The sequence below is a fragment of the Nocardiopsis sinuspersici genome (assembly GCF_001998325.1).
GTDB lineage: Bacteria > Actinomycetota > Actinomycetes > Streptosporangiales > Streptosporangiaceae > Nocardiopsis > Nocardiopsis sinuspersici.
In genome coordinates, this window is record NZ_MCOK01000001.1 from 3,091,903 (window position 1) to 3,111,684 (window position 19,782).

15 protein-coding genes, 1 rRNA gene and 1 pseudogene are annotated in these 19,782 nt (G+C 71.1%); 4 read left to right on the forward strand and 13 right to left on the reverse strand.

Annotated elements, in window-relative coordinates:
* Window positions 1-89: 89 nt before the first annotated feature.
* Window positions 90-1,621: ribosomal RNA gene (locus NOSIN_RS13270) — 16S ribosomal RNA — on the reverse strand.
* 760 nt (window positions 1,622-2,381) lie between these two features.
* Window positions 2,382-3,680, reverse strand: a complete 1,299-nt coding sequence (tyrS, locus tag NOSIN_RS13275; RefSeq protein ID WP_077691041.1) for a tyrosine--tRNA ligase — start codon at window positions 3,678-3,680, stop codon at window positions 2,382-2,384.
* Window positions 3,681-3,950: 270 nt separating this feature from the next.
* Here tyrS and NOSIN_RS13280 point away from each other — a divergent pair, with 270 nt between their 5' ends.
* The 4 genes from NOSIN_RS13280 to NOSIN_RS13295 all read left to right on the forward strand — a co-directional run bounded on the left by NOSIN_RS13280 (window position 3,951) and on the right by NOSIN_RS13295 (window position 6,761).
* The gene (locus tag NOSIN_RS13280; protein WP_077691042.1) at window positions 3,951-4,760 is read left to right on the forward strand and encodes an alpha/beta fold hydrolase; all 810 of its coding nucleotides are present in this window, start codon (window positions 3,951-3,953) and stop codon (window positions 4,758-4,760) included.
* Window positions 4,753-5,352 (forward strand): TetR/AcrR family transcriptional regulator, encoded by a 600-nt coding sequence (locus NOSIN_RS13285; RefSeq protein ID WP_077691043.1) that lies wholly within the window; start codon window positions 4,753-4,755, stop codon window positions 5,350-5,352. Before NOSIN_RS13280 ends, NOSIN_RS13285 begins: the two co-directional genes overlap by 8 nt.
* Window positions 5,352-5,933, forward strand: coding sequence for a permease (locus tag NOSIN_RS13290; RefSeq protein ID WP_077691044.1), 582 nt, complete (start codon window positions 5,352-5,354; stop codon window positions 5,931-5,933). Before NOSIN_RS13285 ends, NOSIN_RS13290 begins: the two co-directional genes overlap by 1 nt.
* A 144-nt stretch (window positions 5,934-6,077) precedes the next feature.
* Window positions 6,078-6,761 (forward strand): HNH endonuclease family protein, encoded by a 684-nt coding sequence (locus tag NOSIN_RS13295; protein ID WP_077691045.1) that lies wholly within the window; start codon window positions 6,078-6,080, stop codon window positions 6,759-6,761.
* Window positions 6,762-6,778: 17 nt separating this feature from the next.
* Here the strand turns inward: NOSIN_RS13295 and NOSIN_RS13300 are convergent, their stop codons facing one another.
* The 11 genes and pseudogenes from NOSIN_RS13300 to NOSIN_RS13350 all read right to left on the reverse strand — a co-directional run.
* The gene (locus NOSIN_RS13300) at window positions 6,779-7,186 is read right to left on the reverse strand and encodes a hypothetical protein (RefSeq protein ID WP_077693572.1); all 408 of its coding nucleotides are present in this window, start codon (window positions 7,184-7,186) and stop codon (window positions 6,779-6,781) included.
* Between the two features lie 249 nt (window positions 7,187-7,435).
* Window positions 7,436-8,647, reverse strand: a complete 1,212-nt coding sequence (gene lhgO, locus NOSIN_RS13305) for an L-2-hydroxyglutarate oxidase (RefSeq protein WP_077691046.1) — start codon at window positions 8,645-8,647, stop codon at window positions 7,436-7,438.
* Window positions 8,648-8,752: 105 nt separating this feature from the next.
* Window positions 8,753-9,208 (reverse strand): DUF742 domain-containing protein, encoded by a 456-nt coding sequence (locus tag NOSIN_RS13310; protein WP_077691047.1) that lies wholly within the window; start codon window positions 9,206-9,208, stop codon window positions 8,753-8,755.
* Window positions 9,198-11,699 (reverse strand): sensor histidine kinase, encoded by a 2,502-nt coding sequence (locus NOSIN_RS13315; protein ID WP_077691048.1) that lies wholly within the window; start codon window positions 11,697-11,699, stop codon window positions 9,198-9,200. The genes NOSIN_RS13310 and NOSIN_RS13315 overlap by 11 nt, the downstream gene beginning before the upstream one ends.
* 288 nt (window positions 11,700-11,987) lie before the next feature.
* Window positions 11,988-12,905, reverse strand: a complete 918-nt coding sequence (locus NOSIN_RS13320) for a sirohydrochlorin chelatase (RefSeq protein ID WP_077691049.1) — start codon at window positions 12,903-12,905, stop codon at window positions 11,988-11,990.
* 157 nt (window positions 12,906-13,062) lie between these two features.
* A complete protein-coding gene (locus tag NOSIN_RS13325) occupies window positions 13,063-13,659 on the reverse strand; it encodes a GTP-binding protein (protein WP_077691050.1) in 597 nt (198 codons plus the stop codon).
* Window positions 13,640-14,128 carry a DUF742 domain-containing protein gene (locus NOSIN_RS13330; protein WP_236743364.1) on the reverse strand — a complete coding sequence of 163 codons (489 nt, stop codon included), beginning with the start codon at window positions 14,126-14,128 and terminating at the stop codon, window positions 13,640-13,642. Before NOSIN_RS13330 ends, NOSIN_RS13325 begins: the two co-directional genes overlap by 20 nt.
* The gene (locus NOSIN_RS13335; protein WP_077691051.1) at window positions 14,125-14,559 is read right to left on the reverse strand and encodes a roadblock/LC7 domain-containing protein; all 435 of its coding nucleotides are present in this window, start codon (window positions 14,557-14,559) and stop codon (window positions 14,125-14,127) included. The genes NOSIN_RS13330 and NOSIN_RS13335 overlap by 4 nt, the downstream gene beginning before the upstream one ends.
* A 1-nt stretch (window position 14,560) precedes the next feature.
* Window positions 14,561-17,089: a sensor histidine kinase gene (locus NOSIN_RS13340; protein WP_077691052.1), complete on the reverse strand. Its 2,529-nt coding sequence runs from the start codon at window positions 17,087-17,089 to the stop codon at window positions 14,561-14,563.
* Window positions 17,090-17,486: 397 nt separating this feature from the next.
* Window positions 17,487-18,905 (reverse strand): argininosuccinate lyase, encoded by a 1,419-nt coding sequence (argH, locus tag NOSIN_RS13345; RefSeq protein WP_077691053.1) that lies wholly within the window; start codon window positions 18,903-18,905, stop codon window positions 17,487-17,489.
* Between the two features lie 66 nt (window positions 18,906-18,971).
* Window positions 18,972-19,679: pseudogene (locus tag NOSIN_RS13350) on the reverse strand (argininosuccinate synthase domain-containing protein); the annotation flags it as partial.
* Window positions 19,680-19,782: the final 103 nt, after the last annotated feature.

Consider the following 19,782-nt stretch of genomic DNA (forward strand, 5'->3'; position numbering starts at 1 on the left):
AGCCACTCCCGAGCACCCCAGAGGGTGACGGGTCCACTTTTGAGTCCGGCCGACCATAGGAAACAGTCGGCCTGCAAAAGACTCCTTAGAAAGGAGGTGATCCAGCCGCACCTTCCGGTACGGCTACCTTGTTACGACTTCGTCCCAATCGCCAGCCCCACCTTCACTCACTCCCTCCCCGAAGGGTTAGGCCGCAAGTTTCGGGTGTTGCCGACTTTCATGACGTGACGGGCGGTGTGTACAAGGCCCGGGAACGTATTCACCGCGGCGTTGCTGATCCGCGATTACTAGCGACTCCACCTTCATGGGGTCGAGTTGCAGACCCCAATCCGAACTGAGACCGGCTTTTAGGGATTCGCTCCACCTTGCGGCATCGCACGCCCATTGTACCGGCCATTGTAGCATGTTTGCAGCCCAAGACATAAGGGGCATGATGACTTGACGTCATCCCCACCTTCCTCCGAGTTGACCCCGGCAGTCTCCCATGAGTCCCCACCATTACGTGCTGGCAACATGGAATAAGGGTTGCGCTCGTTGCGGGACTTAACCCAACATCTCACGACACGAGCTGACGACAGCCATGCACCACCTGTCACCCGCCAACTAAATGACCCCACATCTCTGCAGGTCCACGGGTGATGTCAAACCTTGGTAAGGTTCTTCGCGTTGCGTCGAATTAAGCAACATGCTCCGCCGCTTGTGCGGGCCCCCGTCAATTCCTTTGAGTTTTAGCCTTGCGGCCGTACTCCCCAGGCGGGGCGCTTAATGCGTTAGCTACGGCGCGGAAACCGTGGAAAGTCCCCACACCTAGCGCCCAACGTTTACGGCATGGACTACCAGGGTATCTAATCCTGTTCGCTCCCCATGCTTTCGCTCCTCAGCGTCAGGTAAGGCCCAGAGACCCGCCTTCGCCACCGGTGTTCCTCCTGATATCTGCGCATTTCACCGCTACACCAGGAATTCCAGTCTCCCCTACCTACCTCTAGCATGCCCGTATCCACTGCAGAACCGGGGTTAAGCCCCGGTCTTTCACAGCAGACGCGACACGCCGCCTACGAGCTCTTTACGCCCAATAATTCCGGACAACGCTCGGACCCTACGTATTACCGCGGCTGCTGGCACGTAGTTAGCCGGTCCTTATTCCCCACCTACCGTCAACCCCCAGAGAACCGGGAGCCTGCGTTGGTGGTAAAAGAGGTTTACAACCCGAAGGCCGTCATCCCCCACGCGGCGTCGCTGCGTCAGGCTTTCGCCCATTGCGCAATATTCCCCACTGCTGCCTCCCGTAGGAGTCTGGGCCGTGTCTCAGTCCCAGTGTGGCCGGTCGCCCTCTCAGGCCGGCTACCCGTAATCGCCTTGGTAGGCTGTTACCCCACCAACAAGCTGATAGGCCGCGAGCCCATCCCCGACCGAAAAACTTTCCACCCACGGTCAGGAGACCATGGGTCGTATCCGGTATTAGACGGCGTTTCCACCGCTTATCCCGGAGTCAGGGGCAGGTTGCTCACGTGTTACTCACCCGTTCGCCGCTCGTGTACCCCGAAGGGCCTTACCGCTCGACTTGCATGTGTTAAGCACGCCGCCAGCGTTCGTCCTGAGCCAGGATCAAACTCTCCATAAAGGTCACTCAACCCTGCCCGGCGCGAGGCCTGGGCGGGTAAACCTAGAAGTAATCCTGACCAACCGGGTTGCCCCGGTTCATCAAAGGAACCCTCCACACCGAAGTGTGGTGGGGCCAAAACAAACATGGCTTAAAGAAAATCAAACACGCGCTGTTGAGTTCTCAAGAAACAACCGCTCATCCCGTACAAGCCCGGTTCCTCAGGGAACCTGTCGCTTTTCCGTGGAAGGCGCTGTTGTGCGTTTCCGCTTTGTTGTGTCTTCACTTTATCAGGTGTTCCGCATTCCGCCAAACCGGCGGTTTGTGTGTTCCTGATCGGGGTAAAGCCCGTTTCGCTTCCGCGTTTCCGTGGAGGCGCCCTCCGAGCTTACCGGCCCGAAAGCAGTGCTCGAACCGGTTCGGTGTGGAGGGAGAGTCTGTGATCGCGGTCCGGTTCCGAGCGACCCCGAGGGATCCTCGCCGTCCCGCAGCGACTCTTTCGACTATACGGAGCGTGGGGGCAAGCGTCAAATCAGAGCCCGGACCAGGTGTCGAACCCGGGGTCCGGGACCCCGTCGCCCCGTGTGGGCGGCTTGTGAAGGCCCCTCGTACGCGGTCCTCAACACCAGGTCCGCGTGTTGGCTGTTTGTGTCAGACAGGAGGCGTTCTTCCCGGAAGGTTTCCTCTCGAAACCCTCATCCCCAAACAAACGTTCCCGGACACGGCCACGGGCCGGCGCCTTGCGGGCGCCGGCCCGTGGATCGGTGTGCCGGTCGGCCGGTCAGCCGTTGAGGACGACACCGCCGATGTTGCGCTTGCCCTTGCGCAGCACCACGAAGCGCTCCCCGAGCACGTCCTCGGCGCTGAGCCTGGCCTCCACGTCGGTGACCTTGACGTTGTTCACGTAGGCCCCGCCCTCCTGGATCGCGCGGCGGGCCGCGGACTTGCTCGGCGCCAGGCCGCTCTGCGCGAACAGGTCGGTCACGAGCAGTTCGTCCACGGAACCGCCGACCTCGGCCTTGGGCACCTCGGACAGCGCCGCTTCCAGCGTGCGGGCGTCCAGCTCGGACAGGTCCGCCCGGCCGAACAGCGCCAGGCTGGCCTCCTTGACCTTGCGGCACTCCTCCTCGCCGTGCACCAGCGTGGTGAGGTCCTCGGCCAGGGTGCGCTGGGCGGCGCGTGCCTGCGGACGCTCCTCGGTCTGGCGCTCCAGCTCCTCGATCTCGCTCCGGCCGCGGAAGCTGAAGGTCCTGAGGTAGCGCACCACGTCGCGGTCGTCGGCGTTGAACCAGAACTGGTAGAAGGCGTACGGCGAGGTCAGTTCGGGGTCGAGCCAGACGCTGCCGGACTCGGTCTTGCCGAACTTGGTCCCGTCCGCCTTGGTGAGCAGGTTCGTGGTCAGCGCGTGCGCCTGGCCGTGCGGCTCGTTGCCGTCCATCCTGCGGACCAGGTCCAGGCCCGCGGTGATGTTGCCCCACTGGTCGGAGCCGCCGGTCTGCAACGTGCAGCCGTAGCGCCGGTAGAGCTGCACGTAGTCGTAGGACTGCAGCAGCACGTAGCTGAACTCGGTGTAGCTCATCCCCTCGCCGTCGAGGCGGCTCTTCACCGTCTCCCGGGCGAGCATCTGGTTGATGCTGAAGTGCTTGCCGACGTCGCGCAGCAGTTCGATGGCGCTGATCTCGCCGAGCCACTCGGAGTTGTCGGCGAGGACGGCGTCGGTCGGCTCCGGCTGTTCGCCCTCGGGGGTGAAGCGCAGGAACGCGGACAGCTGCGCGGCCAGGTTGCCGACCCAGCCCCGCACGGTCTCCTGTGAGTTGAGCTGCCGCTCGGCGCTGGGCTTGGGGTCGCCGATGAGACCCGTACCGCCTCCGACCAGGGCGATCGGACGGTGTCCCGCCTGCTGGAAGCGGGCCAGGGTCAGGATCTGGGTGAGGTGGCCCACGTGCAGGCTGCCCGCCGTCGGGTCGAATCCGCAATACAGGGTGATCGGACCATCGGCGAGCGCCTTGCGCAGTGCGTCAAGGTCGGTCGTCTGCGCGAGCAGGCCGCGCCACTGGAGTTCGTCGATGATGTCGGTCACTGTGTTGCTCTCTGTTGTGTAGGCGGGCCCCGTGGGACTCGATCTGCCTTGAAGTGTAGGGCCGTATGCCGCGGACGGACATCTGGTTTTCGGCCCGCCTCCACGCTATCGGCTGTCCCCGAGCCGCTGCTCACAGGCCGCTGCTCGCGGACCTCCTCCCCGCGCGGCCCCGAATCCCGTGGGAAACCCCGACCGGCCCCCTTGACCCGCTTGGCTAATAGCATTAGCTTTCAGGCTATGGACATGAGCCAGAGCGTGAGGAGCTCCACGATGCACCACCTCGACCGCCCCCGGGGACGGATCGCCTACGACCTCTACGGAGCGGAGAACACCGGGACCCTCGTGGTCTGCGTGCCCGGCATGTTCGACCACCGGGCCTCCTTCCGCTTCGTCGGCACCGCGCTCGCCGGGGCCGGGTACCGGGTCGCCGCCATGGACCTGCGCGGCCACGGGGACAGCGACGCCACCTTCGACGACCACACCAACCGGGCGGCGGCCACCGACGCCGTCGCACTCGCCGAGGAGCTGGGCGGGGAGGACGTGGTGATGGTGGGCAACTCCATGGGCGGGGCGGCCGTGGCCATCGCCGCGAGGGAGCGGCCCGACCTGGTGGCCGGCGTCGCCCTGCTGGCGCCCTTCCTCCGCCAGCCCGGCCCCTCCCTGTTCGTACGGATCGCGCTGCGGCTCATGCTGGTCCGGCCGTGGGGCCCCCGGGTGCTGACGCGCTACTACGACGGCCTGAACACCGGGCGCACCCCCGAGGGGCACCGGGAGCACCTGGACCGCGTGCTGCGGATGCTGCGCCCGGCCGACAGGTACCGCGCCGTGTACGACACCGTCCACGCGCCCCACGAGGAGGTCCTGGAGGCCGTGGAGTCGCGGGTGGGGGCCGTGGTGGTCGTGGGCGAGCGGGACCCCGACTGGAAGGACCCGCGCGCCGAGGCCGAGTGGGCGGCCTCGGTGGTCCGCGGTTCCGTCGTGATGGTGCCCGAGTGCGGCCACTACCCCCAGTCCCAGCGGCCCGACGTGGTCGTACCCGCCCTGGAGGCCCTGATCGGGGAGGTCGTGTCCCGTGCCTAGAGCGGGTCTGACGCCGGCGCTGGTGGCAGAGGAGGCGGCGCGGCTCAGCGACGAGGAGGGCTTCCGCTCCCTGTCCCTGGCCGCGGTCGCCCAACGGCTCGGAGTCGCCACGCCCAGCCTGTACAAACACGTCGACGGACTGGCGGGGCTGCGACGGGAGGTGGCGCTGCTGGGCGCGAACGGACTCGGCGAGTGGGTCCAGCGGGCCGCCGTGGGCCGGTCCGGACCCGACGCGCTGCGTGCGGTGGCCGACGCCTACCGCCGTTACGCGCACACCCACCCCGGGCGCTACACCGCCCTGCAGCAGTTGCCCGGGCTGGCCGGAGCCGAGCCGGGCCTGACCACCGACCCCGTGCCGGTACTCGCGGCGGTGCTTCGCGGGTTCGGGATCCCCGAGGACCAGATGGTGCACGCGATCCGGACGCTGCGCAGCACGCTGCACGGGTTCGTGGACCTGGAGACGCACGGCGGCTTCGGGCTCCCCGAGGACGTGGACCGGACCTACGCCCTCCTGCTGGAGGGATTCATACGCGCACTCGGGCAGTGGCCCGGCGCAGAGGGAGCAGCGGACATGAGACGGAGCCGTGGCTGATGCTGGCCGGACACTTCGGAGTGGCGGGGATCGTCAGGGCCCTGCGTCCGGAAATTCCCATGGGCGCGCTTCTGGTGGCGACACAGCTACCGGACCTGGTCTTCCTGCCGCTGGCCGCGCTGGGGATCGAGGTCGGGGAACCGGCCGAGCCCGGTCTGAGCGGTTACGGGTCCCTCCTGATCACCGCGGAGTACTCACATGCCCTGGTCGGCGACCTGGTGCTGGCGTTACTCGTGGGCGGACTGACGCACGTGTTCCTTCGGGACCGGTGGGGACGTGACGCCGGCGTGGTCCTGGGCGGTGTGGTGTTCAGCCACTGGCTCCTGGACCTGCTGGTGCACCGGCCGGACCTGGTGGTCCTGCCCGGTGGCGCGGGCGGGCTGCCGCTCCTGGGGCTCGGGCTGTGGGAGTTCCCCGCGGTGACGGCCGTGGTCGAGGGCGCGCTGGTACTGGCGGGCACGGTCCTGTACGCCTGGCGCACGTTCCGGGACCAGCCGAGCCGCACCAGGGCGTGGCTGTACGGCGCGGGCGTCGGCCTGCTCCTGGTGGGCTCCCTCCTGTTCGACCTCCTCGGGACATGAGCCCCCGGTCCGCGGCGGTCGCGCCCCTCTGCGGTGAGGAACTCCTGGCCCCGGCGGTGCTTGCGCCGGACCCGGCATGGGCCAAGCTGGTGGCACGGCCGTGCGCCGTCCGTGCACGGCGCCCAACCCGCTTTGGAGCCCCTGATGCCCAAGAAGGCCCCGTCGAAGATCGGCGGTGTCGCGCTCACCGTGTTCGGCGTCCTCGCCCTCGCCGCGTGCACCCTGGACCAACAGGGAGGTACCGCCCAGCCCCAGGGCGATGACACCTCCTCCAAGCCCTCGACGGACGGCTCCTCCTTGTCGGTGGAGCAGGCCCGTGAACGGCTGGAGGAGCTCCGCGTGGAGGCGGAGAACGACCCTTCCGGGTACGACCGGTCCCTGTTCCCGCACTGGACCTCGAAGGACGGCTGCGACACCCGGCAGGTGGTCCTCCAGCGCGACGGCGAGGGCGTGGAGGTGGACGAGGACTGCGATCCGGTGGCCGGTTCCTGGCACAGCCCCTATGACGGTGAGACCTTCACCGACTCCGGCGAGCTGGACATCGACCACATGGTGGCCCTGAACGAGGGCTGGCGTTCGGGCGCCCACGCGTGGACGACGGAGAAGCGCGAGCGCTTCGCCAACGACCTGGACTCCTCCCAGCTGTGGGCGGTCAGTGCGTCGAGCAACCGGTCCAAGGGCGACTCCGACCCCGCGGACTGGCTGCCGCCGCTGGAGTCCTCGCACTGCGACTACGTGGTCTCGTGGATCGAGGTCAAGCACACGTGGGACCTGACCGTGGACCCGGACGAGGAGGCGGCGCTGCGCGAGGTGCTCGCCGGCTGCTGAGGCCGCGCCGGGTCCGCTCAGCCCGGGTTCTCGGCTCCGACACCGCGCGCGGTGGCCAGCAGCTCCTCCTGGCCGACGAGGCCGAAGGCGTCGCGGACCTCCACCGCCACGCCCTCGGCCGGCGTCCAGAAGGCCTCGGTCTCGCCGTGCAGGGCGGTACGGCCGTTGTTGTCGAACTCGGTGAGCTCCCAGTCGGGCGCGCGCTCGTGGTACTCGGCGAGGAAGTCGCGGACGGCCGCCAGGTCGGTGAGCCCGGTGCCGCGCATGACCAGGACCTGCAGGACGACCCTGGCCCCTCCTCCCTCCACCGTCCTCTCCCACACCCGGCTGGAGAAGGACACGTCGCCCCACTCGTACTCGAAGTCGGAGACCGAGGTCCGGTCGTCGATCTGGTCGGGCAGGTGCCCGATGGTGAATCCGTCCAACTCTCCCCCTCGTGGGCTGGTGGCGGCCGGGGCCGCGGTGAGTACGAGCGCGAGCGCGGCGGCGAGGACCGCCGCGACCCACCGGACAACGCGCATGGCCACCTCCGGCGGCGGTCACGGGGCCGTCCCGGACCAGCGCCGCCTCCTATGGTGAGGCGCCGCGGAGGCCACCACCAGGGTGTCCTCCAGCCTGTGGAAAACCCGTCCCGACACGCACCGGGCCCGCGTCGGGACGGTGTACCCGCGGGGTCAGGAGACGAACGTGTCGGTGAGGAACTCGGCGATCGCCAGCGAGGACGTGGCCGCGGGCGAGGGCGCGTTGCGCACGCACACGACCCGCCCGTGGGTGTCGACGTGGAAGTCGTCGAGCAGGGAGCCGTCCCGGGCCAGGGCCTGGGCGCGCACCCCGGCCGGTGCCGGGCGCAGGTCGGCGGCGGCCAGTTCGGGCAGCAGCCGCCGTGCCTGGGCGGCGAAGACCGCGCGCGAGGCCGACACGAGGACCTCCTTGGCGCCCACGGTCCAGTGGTGGCGGGCCAGGCGCCAGAACCCGGGCCAGGACAGGGTCCGCGCGAGTTCGCCGGTGCTCAGGTCGCGGGCCCGGTACCCCTCCAGCGCGGTGGCGAGGATCGCGTTGGGCCCGGCCATGACCTCGCCGTGGACGTGGCGGGTCAGGTGTACCCCCAGGAAGGGGTACCGGGGGTCGGGGACTGGATAGAGCAGGCCCTTGACCAGGTGGCGGCGTTCGGGGACGAGTTCGTGGTACTGGCCGCGGAAGGGCACCACCCTGGGGTCGTCGGCGGCTCCGGCCATGCGTGCGAGGCGGTCGCTGTGCAGCCCGCCGCAGAGCACCAGGCGGTCGAAGCGGTGGACGAGCCGCTCACCCCGCGGGTCTCCGGTGAGGACGCGGACGCCGCCGTGGTCCTGGCGCAGGTCCAGCACGGGGGTGTCGAGCAGGACACGGCCGCCGGAGCGGCGCACGTCGTCGGCGAGCTGTTCGGCGACGGCGGAGAAGTCGGTGACGGCTGTGCCGGGCGAGTACAGGGCTCCGGTCCCGGCCGCGTGGGGCTCGACCGCGCGCAGCCCCTCCGGGCCGAGCCGGGTGACACCGGGGACGCCGTTGTCCCTGGCACGGCGCTCGATGTCGTCCAGGCGGGCCTCGTCGTCGGTGCCGGCGGCCACCAGGACCTTGCCGACCTCCTGGTAGGGCAGCCCGTGCTCGGCGCAGTAGTCCCTGAGCAGGCCGGCGCCGCGGCGGCACAGGGTGGCCTTGAGGGAGCCGGGCCTGTAGTAGAGCCCCGCGTGGACGACGCCGCTGTTGTGGCCGGTCTGGTGCGCGGCGACCCGGTCCTCCTTCTCCAGGACGGTGACGCGGGTGCCGGGGCGGTGGAGGACGAGGCGGCGCGCCAGGGCCAGGCCGACGATTCCCGCTCCGATGACTCCGATGTGTTCGGTGCTGCGCATGGCGGCACGCTAGGGCATGTTCGGCGGACGCGCACCCCGCTGCGCCGCGTACCGGCCCCGCCGGGCACTCTCCGCCCGTCCGGCGGGCGGGGCCGGGCCTCCCGGTCAGAGCGAGCGCAGTCCCACCAGGACGGCGTGCAGGATGTCCTGGCGGGCGAGGGGCCGCGAGGGGCCGCAGCGCTGGAGCGACCCGTCGGCGATCATGGCGGCGACGATACCCCTGACCTGGCCGACCGGCAGGTGCACCTCGGCGGCGAGTTCGACCACGGTACGGGCGCGCAGGGCGTGGCCGAGGATGGTCTCGCGCTCGGGGCGCAGCCACTCGTGGCGGCCCGGGACGCGCGCGGCGACGACCAGGCTGAGCATGTCGATCCCCGAGGGTTCGGGGCCGAGGACGGCCGGGGTGTCGGGATCGCCCGCGGTCACGGCGAAGGGGCGCAGGAAGCGTTCCTGCCCGAACTCCTCGTCGTGGCCCGGGGCTTCCGGCGCAGGTCCCCGGACCGTCTCCTCGGGGAGCGCTCCGGCGACCGCCTCGTGGCCGTGTACGCCGTCAGTCCTCACCGTTCCCCCTCGGTGGCGTGGGTGCGGGCGGTGCGGGCGGCCGGTGCGCCGGGTCCTCGGGGCGGGTGTGCCCGTTCGGCGGGACGGCCCTGCGGGGGAGGGTCCTCTGGGGGCCGGTCCGAACGGTCGGCGCCGTGAAGGAGGGCTGCGGGCCGCTAGGGAAGGGCCCCTGCGGCCCGGTGTGCACGGGCCTCTGCGCGTCTGTCTGGAAAGCCCCTTGGGGATCGGTCTGCACGGGTTTTTGGGATCCGGTCCGGAACGGCTCCTGCGGCCCGGTCGGGAAGGGTCCCTGGGGACCGGTCCGCACAGGCGTCTGTGGACCGCTGTGCCCCGGGCCGACCGGCGGGTGCGCCGCCCCGTTGCCGGGCGGGGAGCCGTGCAGCGGGAGGGGACCGGTCTGGGACGCCGTCCCGTGCGGTCCCACCGGGCCGCCCATCGGACCGTTGCCGCCCGTCAGCGCGTCCGTGACCGTCACGGTGTTCTCCACCGGCTCCAGCAGCGAGGCGGGGATGAGCGTGGTCGCCCGGGTGCCCCCGTAGGGCGAGGGCTGCAACCACACCCGCACGCCGTGCCGGTCGGCCAGGCGGGACACCACGAACAGGCCCAGGCGGGGATCGTCCGGCAGCGCCATCACGTCGAACTCCGGAGGCTGCTTGAGGGTGCGCCGGGCCTCCTCGTACCCGTGCTCGGACATGCCCAGGCCGCGGTCCTCGACCTCCACCACCAGTCCTTCCGCGGCCGGGGTGCAGCTGACGTCCACGGGAGTGCCCGCCGGGGAGAACTGGGTGGCGTTCTCCACCAGTTCGGCGAGCAGGTGCACCACGTCGGCGACCACCTGGCCGTGCATGAGCACACGGGGCGCGGAGATCAGGCGGACCCGCTCGAAGTCCTCGGTCTCGGCGATGGCCGCGCGCAGCACGTCCACGAGCGGACGCGGCTGGCGCCAGCGGCGTACCGACTGGCCGCCGCCCAGGATGATGAGGTTGTCGGAGTAGCGGCGCGCCCGGGTCACCAGGTGGTCCAGTCGGAACAGCCGGCGCAGCGCCTCGGAGTCCTGCTCGTGCTGTTCGATCTCGTCGAGCAGCCGTAGCTGGCGCTGGACCAGGTTCTGGTTGCGGAAGGCGATGCCCAGGTAGGCGCGGTTGGCGCCCCGTCGGATCTCGGCCTGGCGCACCGCCGACTCCACGGCGGTGAGCTGGGCGGCGTCGAAGGCCTCGGCGACCTGCCCGATCTCGTCGTCCCCGCACTCGTCCAGCTGCGGCAGCTCCTCCTGGACGTCGACCTTCTCGCCGCGCTGGGCCCGGTCGACGATGTCGGGCAGGTCCTCGTCGCGCTCCAGGATCTGTCCGCGCAGGCGGGCCAGCCGGTCGGTGAGGCGCCGTGAGGAGCGGCCGACCACGGAGATGGCGGCGATACCGCAGACCAGGGTCAGTCCGGCCGCCGCCGCGGCGAGGGAGATCTGTAGCAGGGCGGCGTTCCAGGCCAGGTCGACGGTGCGTCCGGTCTGGGCCCGGACCAGCTCGTCCATCGCCAGTACGGCCTGGGCCGAGGAGCCGTCCCACTCGTCGGCGTCGACGTCGATGTCGGTGTTCCACCGGATGTCGGACTCGCCGTCCCCCGGGCCGTCCGGCTCGTCCTGTCCTTCCGGCTCGGCGGGACCGGTCGGTCGGGGCTCGGCGATGGGGGGCCGGGTGACCACCTGGCGGCTGAGCTCCTCGGCGCGGTTCCAGGACTGCTGGGAGGTCATCGCGTCATAGCGTGCCCGGACGCTCGGGTGCATGACCGAGTCGGCCGAGTCCAGGGTGCCGCGGTAGGAGGCGGTGAGGTAGGTGAAGTGCGCCGTCTCCTCGTAGCTCATCTCCCCGCGGGCGATGTTGCCCGCGAGCAGGGCGTCGGCGGTGGCGTAGGCGGAGCGCGCGTTCAGGAGCTCGCTGACCAGGACGGCGTCGGTGAGGTTCTCCCCGCCGTCGGTGCTGTGCACGAGCGCGGTGATGGCGCCGGCGGCGGAGTCCAGGACCCCGCCGTAGCGCATGAGGGTCTCCTCCTGTCCGACGGTGTTCTCGTCCAGGCGCAGCCGGGACTCCGCCAGGACCTCGGGAGTGTCCAGGAAGGCGGTCGCGCTGCGCTGGACCTCGTGGTCGCGGGTGCCCTGGAGCTTTTCGGCGAAGGCGACGGCCTTCGCCATGGCGGTGTCGGTGGCCTCGCGCTGCTCGTCGAGGGCGGAGCTCACCAGGGTGTCGGAGCCGCCGCCTTCGAGGCGGCCCAGATGGATCACGGAGAGCCTGCGTTCGGCGCGCAGCTCCTTGGACACGTCGGAGAAGACCTGTGTTCCCTCACGCGCCTGGGCGACGGCGCCCATGAGCTGGACGGCCTGGAACGTGCCGCCGGCGGCGACGGCGAGCCAGAGGGCGAGGAAACACAGGCTCGGGATCAACACGATGCGGGTGAGCTGCCCGCGGATCGTGGGCGCGTTGTCGCGGGTGCGTCGCATGGCGGCCCCCTCCAGCCTGTGCGGTTGCCGGGCTCCGGGAGGGTGCCTCGGCGGCTTTCGGTCGTGCCGAGGCTATCGAAAGATTCTTGCTTTATGCTGTCAAACGATCACTATCAGTTGCCTTTTCTTTGACGGTGCCTCTACGCGGGGTGTGCCGGCGGAGTTCCCGACGGGGGCGAAACCGCAGGTCCTCCGGTGGGGACGACGAAGGGCCGCCCGCTGTACGGGCGGCCCTGGGGCGCCTGATGCTCCACGGAGCACGGCGTGTCGCGTTCCTACACCCGCTCCTCAGTTCTCCGGTCGGTGCCGGGATCCCACCGGTGCGGGCAGTTCCTCGACCGTGGGCGGCTGCTCCACGCCCAGCGAGTTCAGGACCTCGGCATAGCGCAGGGCGGCGATCTTGCCCAGCAGGCTGTCCGAGCCCAGGGGGTCACCGAGCCTGGCCCCGTGGCGCGCGGCGAGCGCCTCCAGCTCCTCGCGGGGCAGTTCCGGCCCCAGGGCGCTGGGCGCGATGACCGGGCGCTGGCAGCCGCCCTGACGCAGTTGGCCCACCATCTGCTCGACCGCCGCCTCGTTCTCCAGGTCGGCGGGCAGCACGGTCAGGCCCAGGCGCGCGGCGAGCAGCACGGCGGTCACACCGGCGGCCCCGACGGCGCCCTCACCGCCGACGGCCCCGACCACCACACCGTCCGTCATGGTGGTGTCGCGGGCGACCACGCTGATCAGGCGCATGCGGTCGGCGCGCACGTATCCGGCCTCGGCCAGGCGCAGGTGCAGCACCTCGGCGAGCATCGGGTGCGGGCCCAGGCCCTCGGTGACGCGCGCGTCGGCACCGGTCCGGGCGACGGCCGCCTCGATGGCGGCGGACACCCCCGTGTGCGGGGCCGTGACCAGCGGGACGACGACGCCGGACAGGGGCCGTTTGTCGGAGTGCTCCAGGCCGTGGAGCGCCTCGACGAGGGTCTGTTCGTCGCCTTCGGTGTGTCCGTAGCGGATGGTGACCTCGGGGCGGTAGGCGCGCACGAGGTCGGCCATCCGGGCACCGATCGACTCGCCGTCGGCGCACTTCGCCGCTTCGGCCGTGCCTGGGACCGCCATGATCAGGGCGGGGGTACCGAACCAGTTGTCGAAGGACAGGGGGTTGCGGTGGCGGCCGGAACGGCGCTTGGGCAGTTCGCGTGGAGGAAGTCGATCAGAGTTTCGCATACCAGGATTCAGATGAGAGGCGGATGGGGGTGCCCGGTCGGACGGTGGTCACTGCCGCGACATTGTAGCGTTCGGCACCCTGTTTCATGGGCGTGTCCCTCCGAACGTATACCGGATCGAATCCGCAGGGAGCGCCCGGGGTGGTACCCCGCGGAGATCAGCCGCTCATGACGGGATCGCGCCCCCGGATCACGTGGGTGACCAGTTCGACCAGCACCTCTTTGCAGGATCCGCGCTCGCGGGCGTCGGCCAGGATGATGGGTACATCGGCGGAGACGTCCAGCGCCTGGCGGACCTCCTCCTCACGGTAGACGGTGGAGCCCTCGAAGCGGTTCACCGCGACCACGAACGGCACCCCCCGCCGTTCGAAGAAGTCCACGGCGTGGAAGCAGGTGTCCAGGCGGCGGGTGTCGGCCAGGACGACCGCGCCCAGCGCCCCCTCCGCCAGTTCGTCCCACATGAACCAGAACCGGTCCTGGCCGGGGGTGCCGAACAGGTACAGGACGACGTCGTCGTTGATGGTGATCCGGCCGAAGTCCAGGGCGACCGTGGTGGTGGTCTTGTGCTCCACTCCCCCGATGTCGTCCACACCGTAACTGGCCTCGGTCATCACCTCCTCGGTGCTCAGAGGGGTGATCTCGCTGACGGAGGCGACCAGGGTGGTCTTGCCCGCGCCGAACCCCCCGGCGATGATGATCTTGACCGCCTGGGGGATCGCCTCCTGCGGCCTGGTCTCAGAGTCTGCGGATGCCATCGAGTACCGCCTGAAGTACTTTCTTCTCGGGAAGCTGCGTCATGGTCGCCCTGGTCCGCACGTCGCCGTCGGCGAGGAGGTCTCCCAGGAGCACCCTGACGACGGTCAGGGGGATGTCGAGCCGGGCGGAGATCTCCGCCACCGATATCGGTCTGTGGCAGAGACGCATGATCGCCTCGTGCTCCGGTTCCCTGTTCCGCTCCTTGAGGTCGCGCGCGGTGACCACGATGGTGACCAGGTCCAGGCGCGGGCCGGTGGACGGACGGGTGCGGCCCCGGGTCATGGTGTAGGGCCGCACCAGGGGACCCGTGGGCGCGTCGCCGAGCGCGACCCCCAGCGACGGCCCCTCGGATGTGGGATGTCCGCGGCCCCGGTGCCACGGTGCCGACCGGCGGCCGGGCGCCTGGTCCGCCGGGTCGTCGCCGGGGTCGGGTGCGCGTACTCCGTACCGCTCTTCGGACGTGCTCACGAACCGGCTCCTCCCGTGGCGGTGAGCTGACCGGGCCTGCGCGGCGCGGCCGTGAGGAACTGGCCCACCCGCTTGACCCTCAGGTTCATCTCGTAGGCGACCAGCCCGACGTCCGCGTCCTCGGTGGCCAGTACCGACAGACACGCTCCCGCGCCCGCCGCGGTGACGAAGAGGTAGGAGTGCTCCATCTCCACCACCGTCTGGCGGACGTCGCCGCCGCCGAAGTGCCGTCCCGTTCCCCGTGCCAGGCTCTGGAACGCCGAGGCCAGGGCCGACAGGTGCTCGGCGTCCTCCGGGACCAGCCCTCGCGAGCGTCCGAGCAACAGCCCGTCGGCCGACAGCACGATCGCGTGCTCGGCACCGACGACGCGGTCGACCAGGTCGTCCAGGAGCCAGTCCAGGTTGTCCGCGGCCATGCTCTTGCCCACCATGTCAGTCGCTCTCTCCCATGTGATCGTCGGCGCTCACGCCGACCTGACCGTCACTGCTGTGTCCACGCCTGTCGGCGTCGACGTCGGCGTCGATGTCCGCGGCCCGACCGCGCCGGGTCCCGGCGCTGAAGGCGTTCATCATCCGCCGTGCCTGTTCGGGGGTCCTCTCGTCGGAACCCGCCGGGGCGGGGTCGGTCCGCTCCACCACGGGTTCGGTCATGAGTTGAGGGGCGAGGCTGGCCTGGCGCCTGCGCCTGGGCAGTCCGGCGCGGCCCGGTCCGGTGCCGACCCGCTCGGCGGGGGCCGAGGGACCGGCGTCGGGGTGCGTGCCGTGCTCCGCGGGCGCGGAAGGCGGTTCGGGGGTCGGCGGGGGGACCCGGCGCAGCAGGGGGGTACGGCCGGGGTTCTCGGCCACGCGCCCGCCGTCGTCGCCGCCGTGCCGGGGCACCGGGCGCAGCACGGGGCGGACGTGGTGTGAGGGCTCGCCCACGGCGAGCAGGTCGGCGGGCTCCTCCGGCCCCGGCGGCTCCTGCACCGTTGAGTGGGTGCCCTGCCGGACGGCGGCGCGGGGCCGCTCGGGTGCGGTGGAGGAGGCGGCGACGAGGGCGTTGGGGACGAGCACCACCGCCCGGGTCCCGCCGTAGGGCGAGTGCCGCAGCTGGACCCGGATGTCGTGCTTGGCGGCGAGGCGCGCGACCACGAACAGTCCCAGGTGCGAGTCCGCGCCGGGCGTCATGACGTCGAACTCGGGCGCCTCGCTGAGCGTCCTGTTGGAGTTGGCCAGGACCTCCTCGGTCATGCCCAGGCCGCGGTCCTCGATCTCCACGGCCACGCCCCTGGGCACGGACTCGGTGGCGATGGTGACCTCGGTGTGCGGCGGCGAGTAGGCGGTGGCGTTCTCGACGAGCTCGGCGAGCAGGTGGATGACGTCGGCCACGGCGGCGCCGGACAGTGACAGGTCGGGGGCGGAGGTCAGCCGGACCCTGGCGTACTCCTCGGTCTCGGAGATGGCGCCGCGCAGGACGTCCACGAGCGGGACGGGCCGGCGCCAGCGCCGACCGGGCTGGGCGCCGCCCAGGATGATGAGGTTCTCGGCGTGGCGGCGGCCCCGGGTGGCCAGGTGGTCGAGCTGGAAGAGGCTCTCCAGCAGGTCGGGGTCCTCCTCCTCGCGTTCGACGCGGTCCAGAAGCTGGATCTGGCGTTGCAGGAGGGACTGGTGGCGGTGTGCGATGCCGAGGAAGACCCGGTTGACGCCCGCACGGATGTCGGCCTGCTTGACGGCGGCGCCCACGGCGGTGCGCTGGGCGATGTTGAAGGCGTCGGCGACCTGGCCCACCTCGTCGTCGCCGTGGTCGAGCTGCTTCATCTCGGTGTCGAGGTCGACGGGGTCGCCCGCCTCCAGGCGGCGCACGATGCGGGGCAGGTCGCTGCGCGCGGTGCCCAGGGTGTCGGCGCGCAGTTGGGCGAGCCGGTAGGTGAGCCGCCCGGCGGAGCGGGAGGCCACACCGTAGGCGAGGGTGCCCGCGAACAGCGAGAGGATGCTGCCGCCCACGGCGAGGGTGAGCATCCAGGAGCTGGCGTCCTCGGTGGCGCCGACGACGGAGCCCGCGCGCTCGGTGGTCGCCTCGCCCATGGCGGCGTTGACCTGGTCGGCGTGCTCGCGCCAGTCACCGGCCCCGGAGGGCGGTTCGGAGTCGCGGGTCTGCTCGGACGTGGCGGGGTCGACGCTGACGGGCGCCTCGTGGCGGGCGAGGGTGTCGGCGATGGCGAGGGCGTCCTGCCATGCCCTGCTCCCGGCGAGGGCGCCCACCGCGGAGGACCCGCGGTCGTCGGCGCCGGGGTGCACGGTGTCGACACGGTGTCGGGCGTCGGCGATGAGAGCGGCGATCCGTACCTGCTGGTCGCGGTCCAGGGCGTCCCCGGCGAGGACGACGCCGATGAGCGCGTCGGCGTGGCTGAAGCTCTCCTGGGCCCACATCAGGTCGGTGGTGGCGGCGGCCTCGGCGGTGGCGGGCCCGTTGTCCAGGGAGCGCGCCGTGCTGGCGTAGAGGAGGATGCCCTGTTCGATGGCGGTGGTGTAGGCGGTGACGGCGTCGTCGGCCGGGCCGGGGTCGGAGAGGCTCTCGGTACGCAGCTCGTCGACGGCGTCCAGTGACGCGAAGAAGTCCTCGACGAGGGGCGCGGTGGCCGGATCGTCCTGGTCCCCGAGGTCGTCGCGCAGCTCGCGTACGGACGTGAGCGCCTCGTCGGTCCGGTCGGCCGCCTCGGTCAGCGCCTCGCGCCCGTCCTCTCCGGGCGCGGCGAGGTACTCGGCGCTCAGCCGGCGTTCCTCCTGTAGCCGGGTGAGGGCCTCGGCGAGCTGGATGCCGGCCCGTCCGTCGCCGACCGCGGCACGCAGCGACACCGCCTGGACGAGCGTGGCCGTGCTGAGCACGACGAACAGTGCCAGGAAGGTGATGCTGGGGATCAGCACGATCTTGTTGATCTGAGCCCTGATGCCGCCTCGGCCGGTGCCTCCCGTGTTCCCCATTGCGTTCCTCCCACGGACTGGTCGCGGCGCCTGTCGAGCGTGGGTGCACCGCGCACCGGGCTGGTACGCCGGCGGTCCCCGAGCCGGGGAGGCCACTACGGTGCGCACAGGGCACACCACGCTTGGTGCCCACAGACTCAGGACGCTATCGCACTCTCACCGACCTCGCGGGGCTAATTCCAAAATGGGCGCGAGGAGAACGCGGGCGCCGTGGACGCGGTCGCGGGAGGGAGCCGTACGAACGCGTTCGGGCGCGCGTCCGGTGCGGACGCGCGCCCGAACGGGGGAGAGCCGCCGCGGCCGCAGGCCGACCGTTGAGGGTGGTGGGAGGGCGACAGGGAGAACTACCGCGGCCGCAGGCCGGCCGTTGAGGGTGGCGGGAGGGCGACGGGCGGGATCAGGCGACGAAGCCCTTCCGGTGCTCGTCGATCCCCGCGCGCAGCCGCTCCAGCTGCTCGGCGACCCGGACCGGCGCCGTGCCGCCCTTGCCGGACCGGGAGGCCAGCGACCCGGGCACGGTGAGGACCTCGCGCACCGCCGGGGTCAGGTGCCCGGAGATGGCGGCGAGGTCGTCGTCGCCGAGGTCGGGCAGGTCGATGCCGCGCTCCTCGCACACCCGCACGCAGGTGCCCGCGATCTCGTGCGCCTCCCGGAAGGGCACGCGCTCGCGCACCAGCCACTCGGCGATGTCGGTGGCCAGGGAGAAGCCCTGCGGGGCCAGCTCGGCCATCCGGTCGGCGTGGAAGGCCATGGTGGCGACCATGCCGGTCATGGCGGGCAGCAGCAGGTGCAGGGTGTCCACCGCGTCGAAGACCGGCTCCTTGTCCTCCTGCAGGTCGCGGTTGTAGGCCAGCGGGAGCCCCTTGAGGGTCGTGAGCAGCCCGGCCAGGTCACCGACCAGGCGCCCGGCCTTGCCGCGTGCGAGCTCGGCCACGTCGGGGTTCTTCTTCTGCGGCATGATCGAGGAGCCGGTGGAGAAGGCGTCGTCGAGCGTGACGAAGGAGAACTCCTTGGTCGCCCACAGGATGACCTCCTCCGACAGCCGGGACAGGTCCACCCCGATCATGGCGGTGACGAAGGAGAACTCGGCGACCACGTCGCGGGCGGCGGTGCCGTCGATGGAGTTGTCCACCGAGTCGGGGAAGCCCAGCTCGGTGGCGACCGCCTGGGGGTCCAGTCCCAGGGAGGACCCGGCCAGGGCGCCGGAGCCGTAGGCGGAGACCGCGGCGCGGCGGTCCCAGTCGCGCAGCCGCTCGACGTCGCGCACCAGCGGCCAGGCGTGCGCCATGAGGTGGTGGGCGAGCAGCACGGGCTGGGCGTGTTGCAGGTGGGTGCGGCCGGGCATGGCGGCGCCGGGGTGGGCCGCCGCCTGGTCCGCCAGGGCCTGCACCAGGTCCAGGAGCTGGTCGGCGATCTGGCGTGCCTCCTCGCGCAGGTACATGCGGACGAGGGTGGCGATCTGGTCGTTGCGCGAACGCCCGGCGCGCAGCCGACCGCCCAGCTCTGGGCCGACCCGCTCGATGAAACCGCGCTCCAGAGCGGTGTGCACGTCCTCGTCCTCCAGGACGGGGGTGAACGCCCCGGAGGCCACGTCGGCCTCCAGCCGGTCCAGGCCCACGAGCATGCGCTCCAGCTCGTCGGCGGTGAGCAGCCCGGCGCGGTGCAGCGCGCGGGCGTGGGCGCGCGAGCCGGCGATGTCGTGGCGGGCCAGGCGCCAGTCGAAGTGGGTGCTCAGCGACAGCCGCGCCAGGGCCTGGTCGGGGCCGCCCTCGAAGCGGCCTCCCCACAGGCGCAGCGCCTCGGGCTGGTCGGCCATGGAAGTCTCCTTGACGTGTGGTGTGCGGGTGGTGCGGAGCCGGACGGCCCCGCACCGCCGGGGGTCTTACCTGGTACGGCGCTGGTCGCGCAGGTGGGCGATCTTCGCGGGCATGCCGAAGACGTCGATGAAGCCGCGGGCCAGGGACTGGTCGTAGGTGTCGCCGGTGTCGTAGGTGGCCAGGCCGTAGTCGTACAGGGACGCCTCGCTGCGGCGGCCGGTGACCACGGCGCGGCCGCCGTGCAGGACCATGCGGATGTCGCCGGTGACGTTCTTGTTGGCCTCGGTGACGAAGGTCCGCAGCGCGTCCTTGAGCGGGGAGAACCACAGGCCGTCGTAGACGAGCTCGTCGGGCTCGCGCTCCTGGGCGGGGTCCTGGGTGTAGTCGTAGAGGTCCTCGACGGGACCGTTCCGGATGTCCTCCAGGAAACCGGTCTCCACCGCGCGGCCGAAGAGGTTCTGGTCGATGGAGTGGGGCGACTTCCTGCTGACGTCGATCGGCGGCCCCCCGTCCTCGGCGAAGGCGATGGCCCTGTCGCGGGTCACACCGGAGCCGCGGACCGGGGCCGGGACCCTGAGCTCGGCGAGGAGGGCGGCGAGCCCGGCCTCGAGGCGGACCTGGTCGTTGCCCCTGCCGGTGCAGCCGTGGGCGACCATGGTGGTGCCGTGGTACCGGGCGGCGTCGGCAAGGTGCTTGACGATCAGCGGGCGCGAGGGCACGGAGACCAGCGGGTAGCGGTCCATTTGGCATCCTCTCCCTGCCGAAGCCGGGAGGATCCGACAACCTCTAAGCACAGAGGTCGCTGGCGGTTGACGCTTCGTCGCCCGGGTACCCCCGAAGGCTCCACGTCCTGACAGGGCCTGCCCGACCCCATGG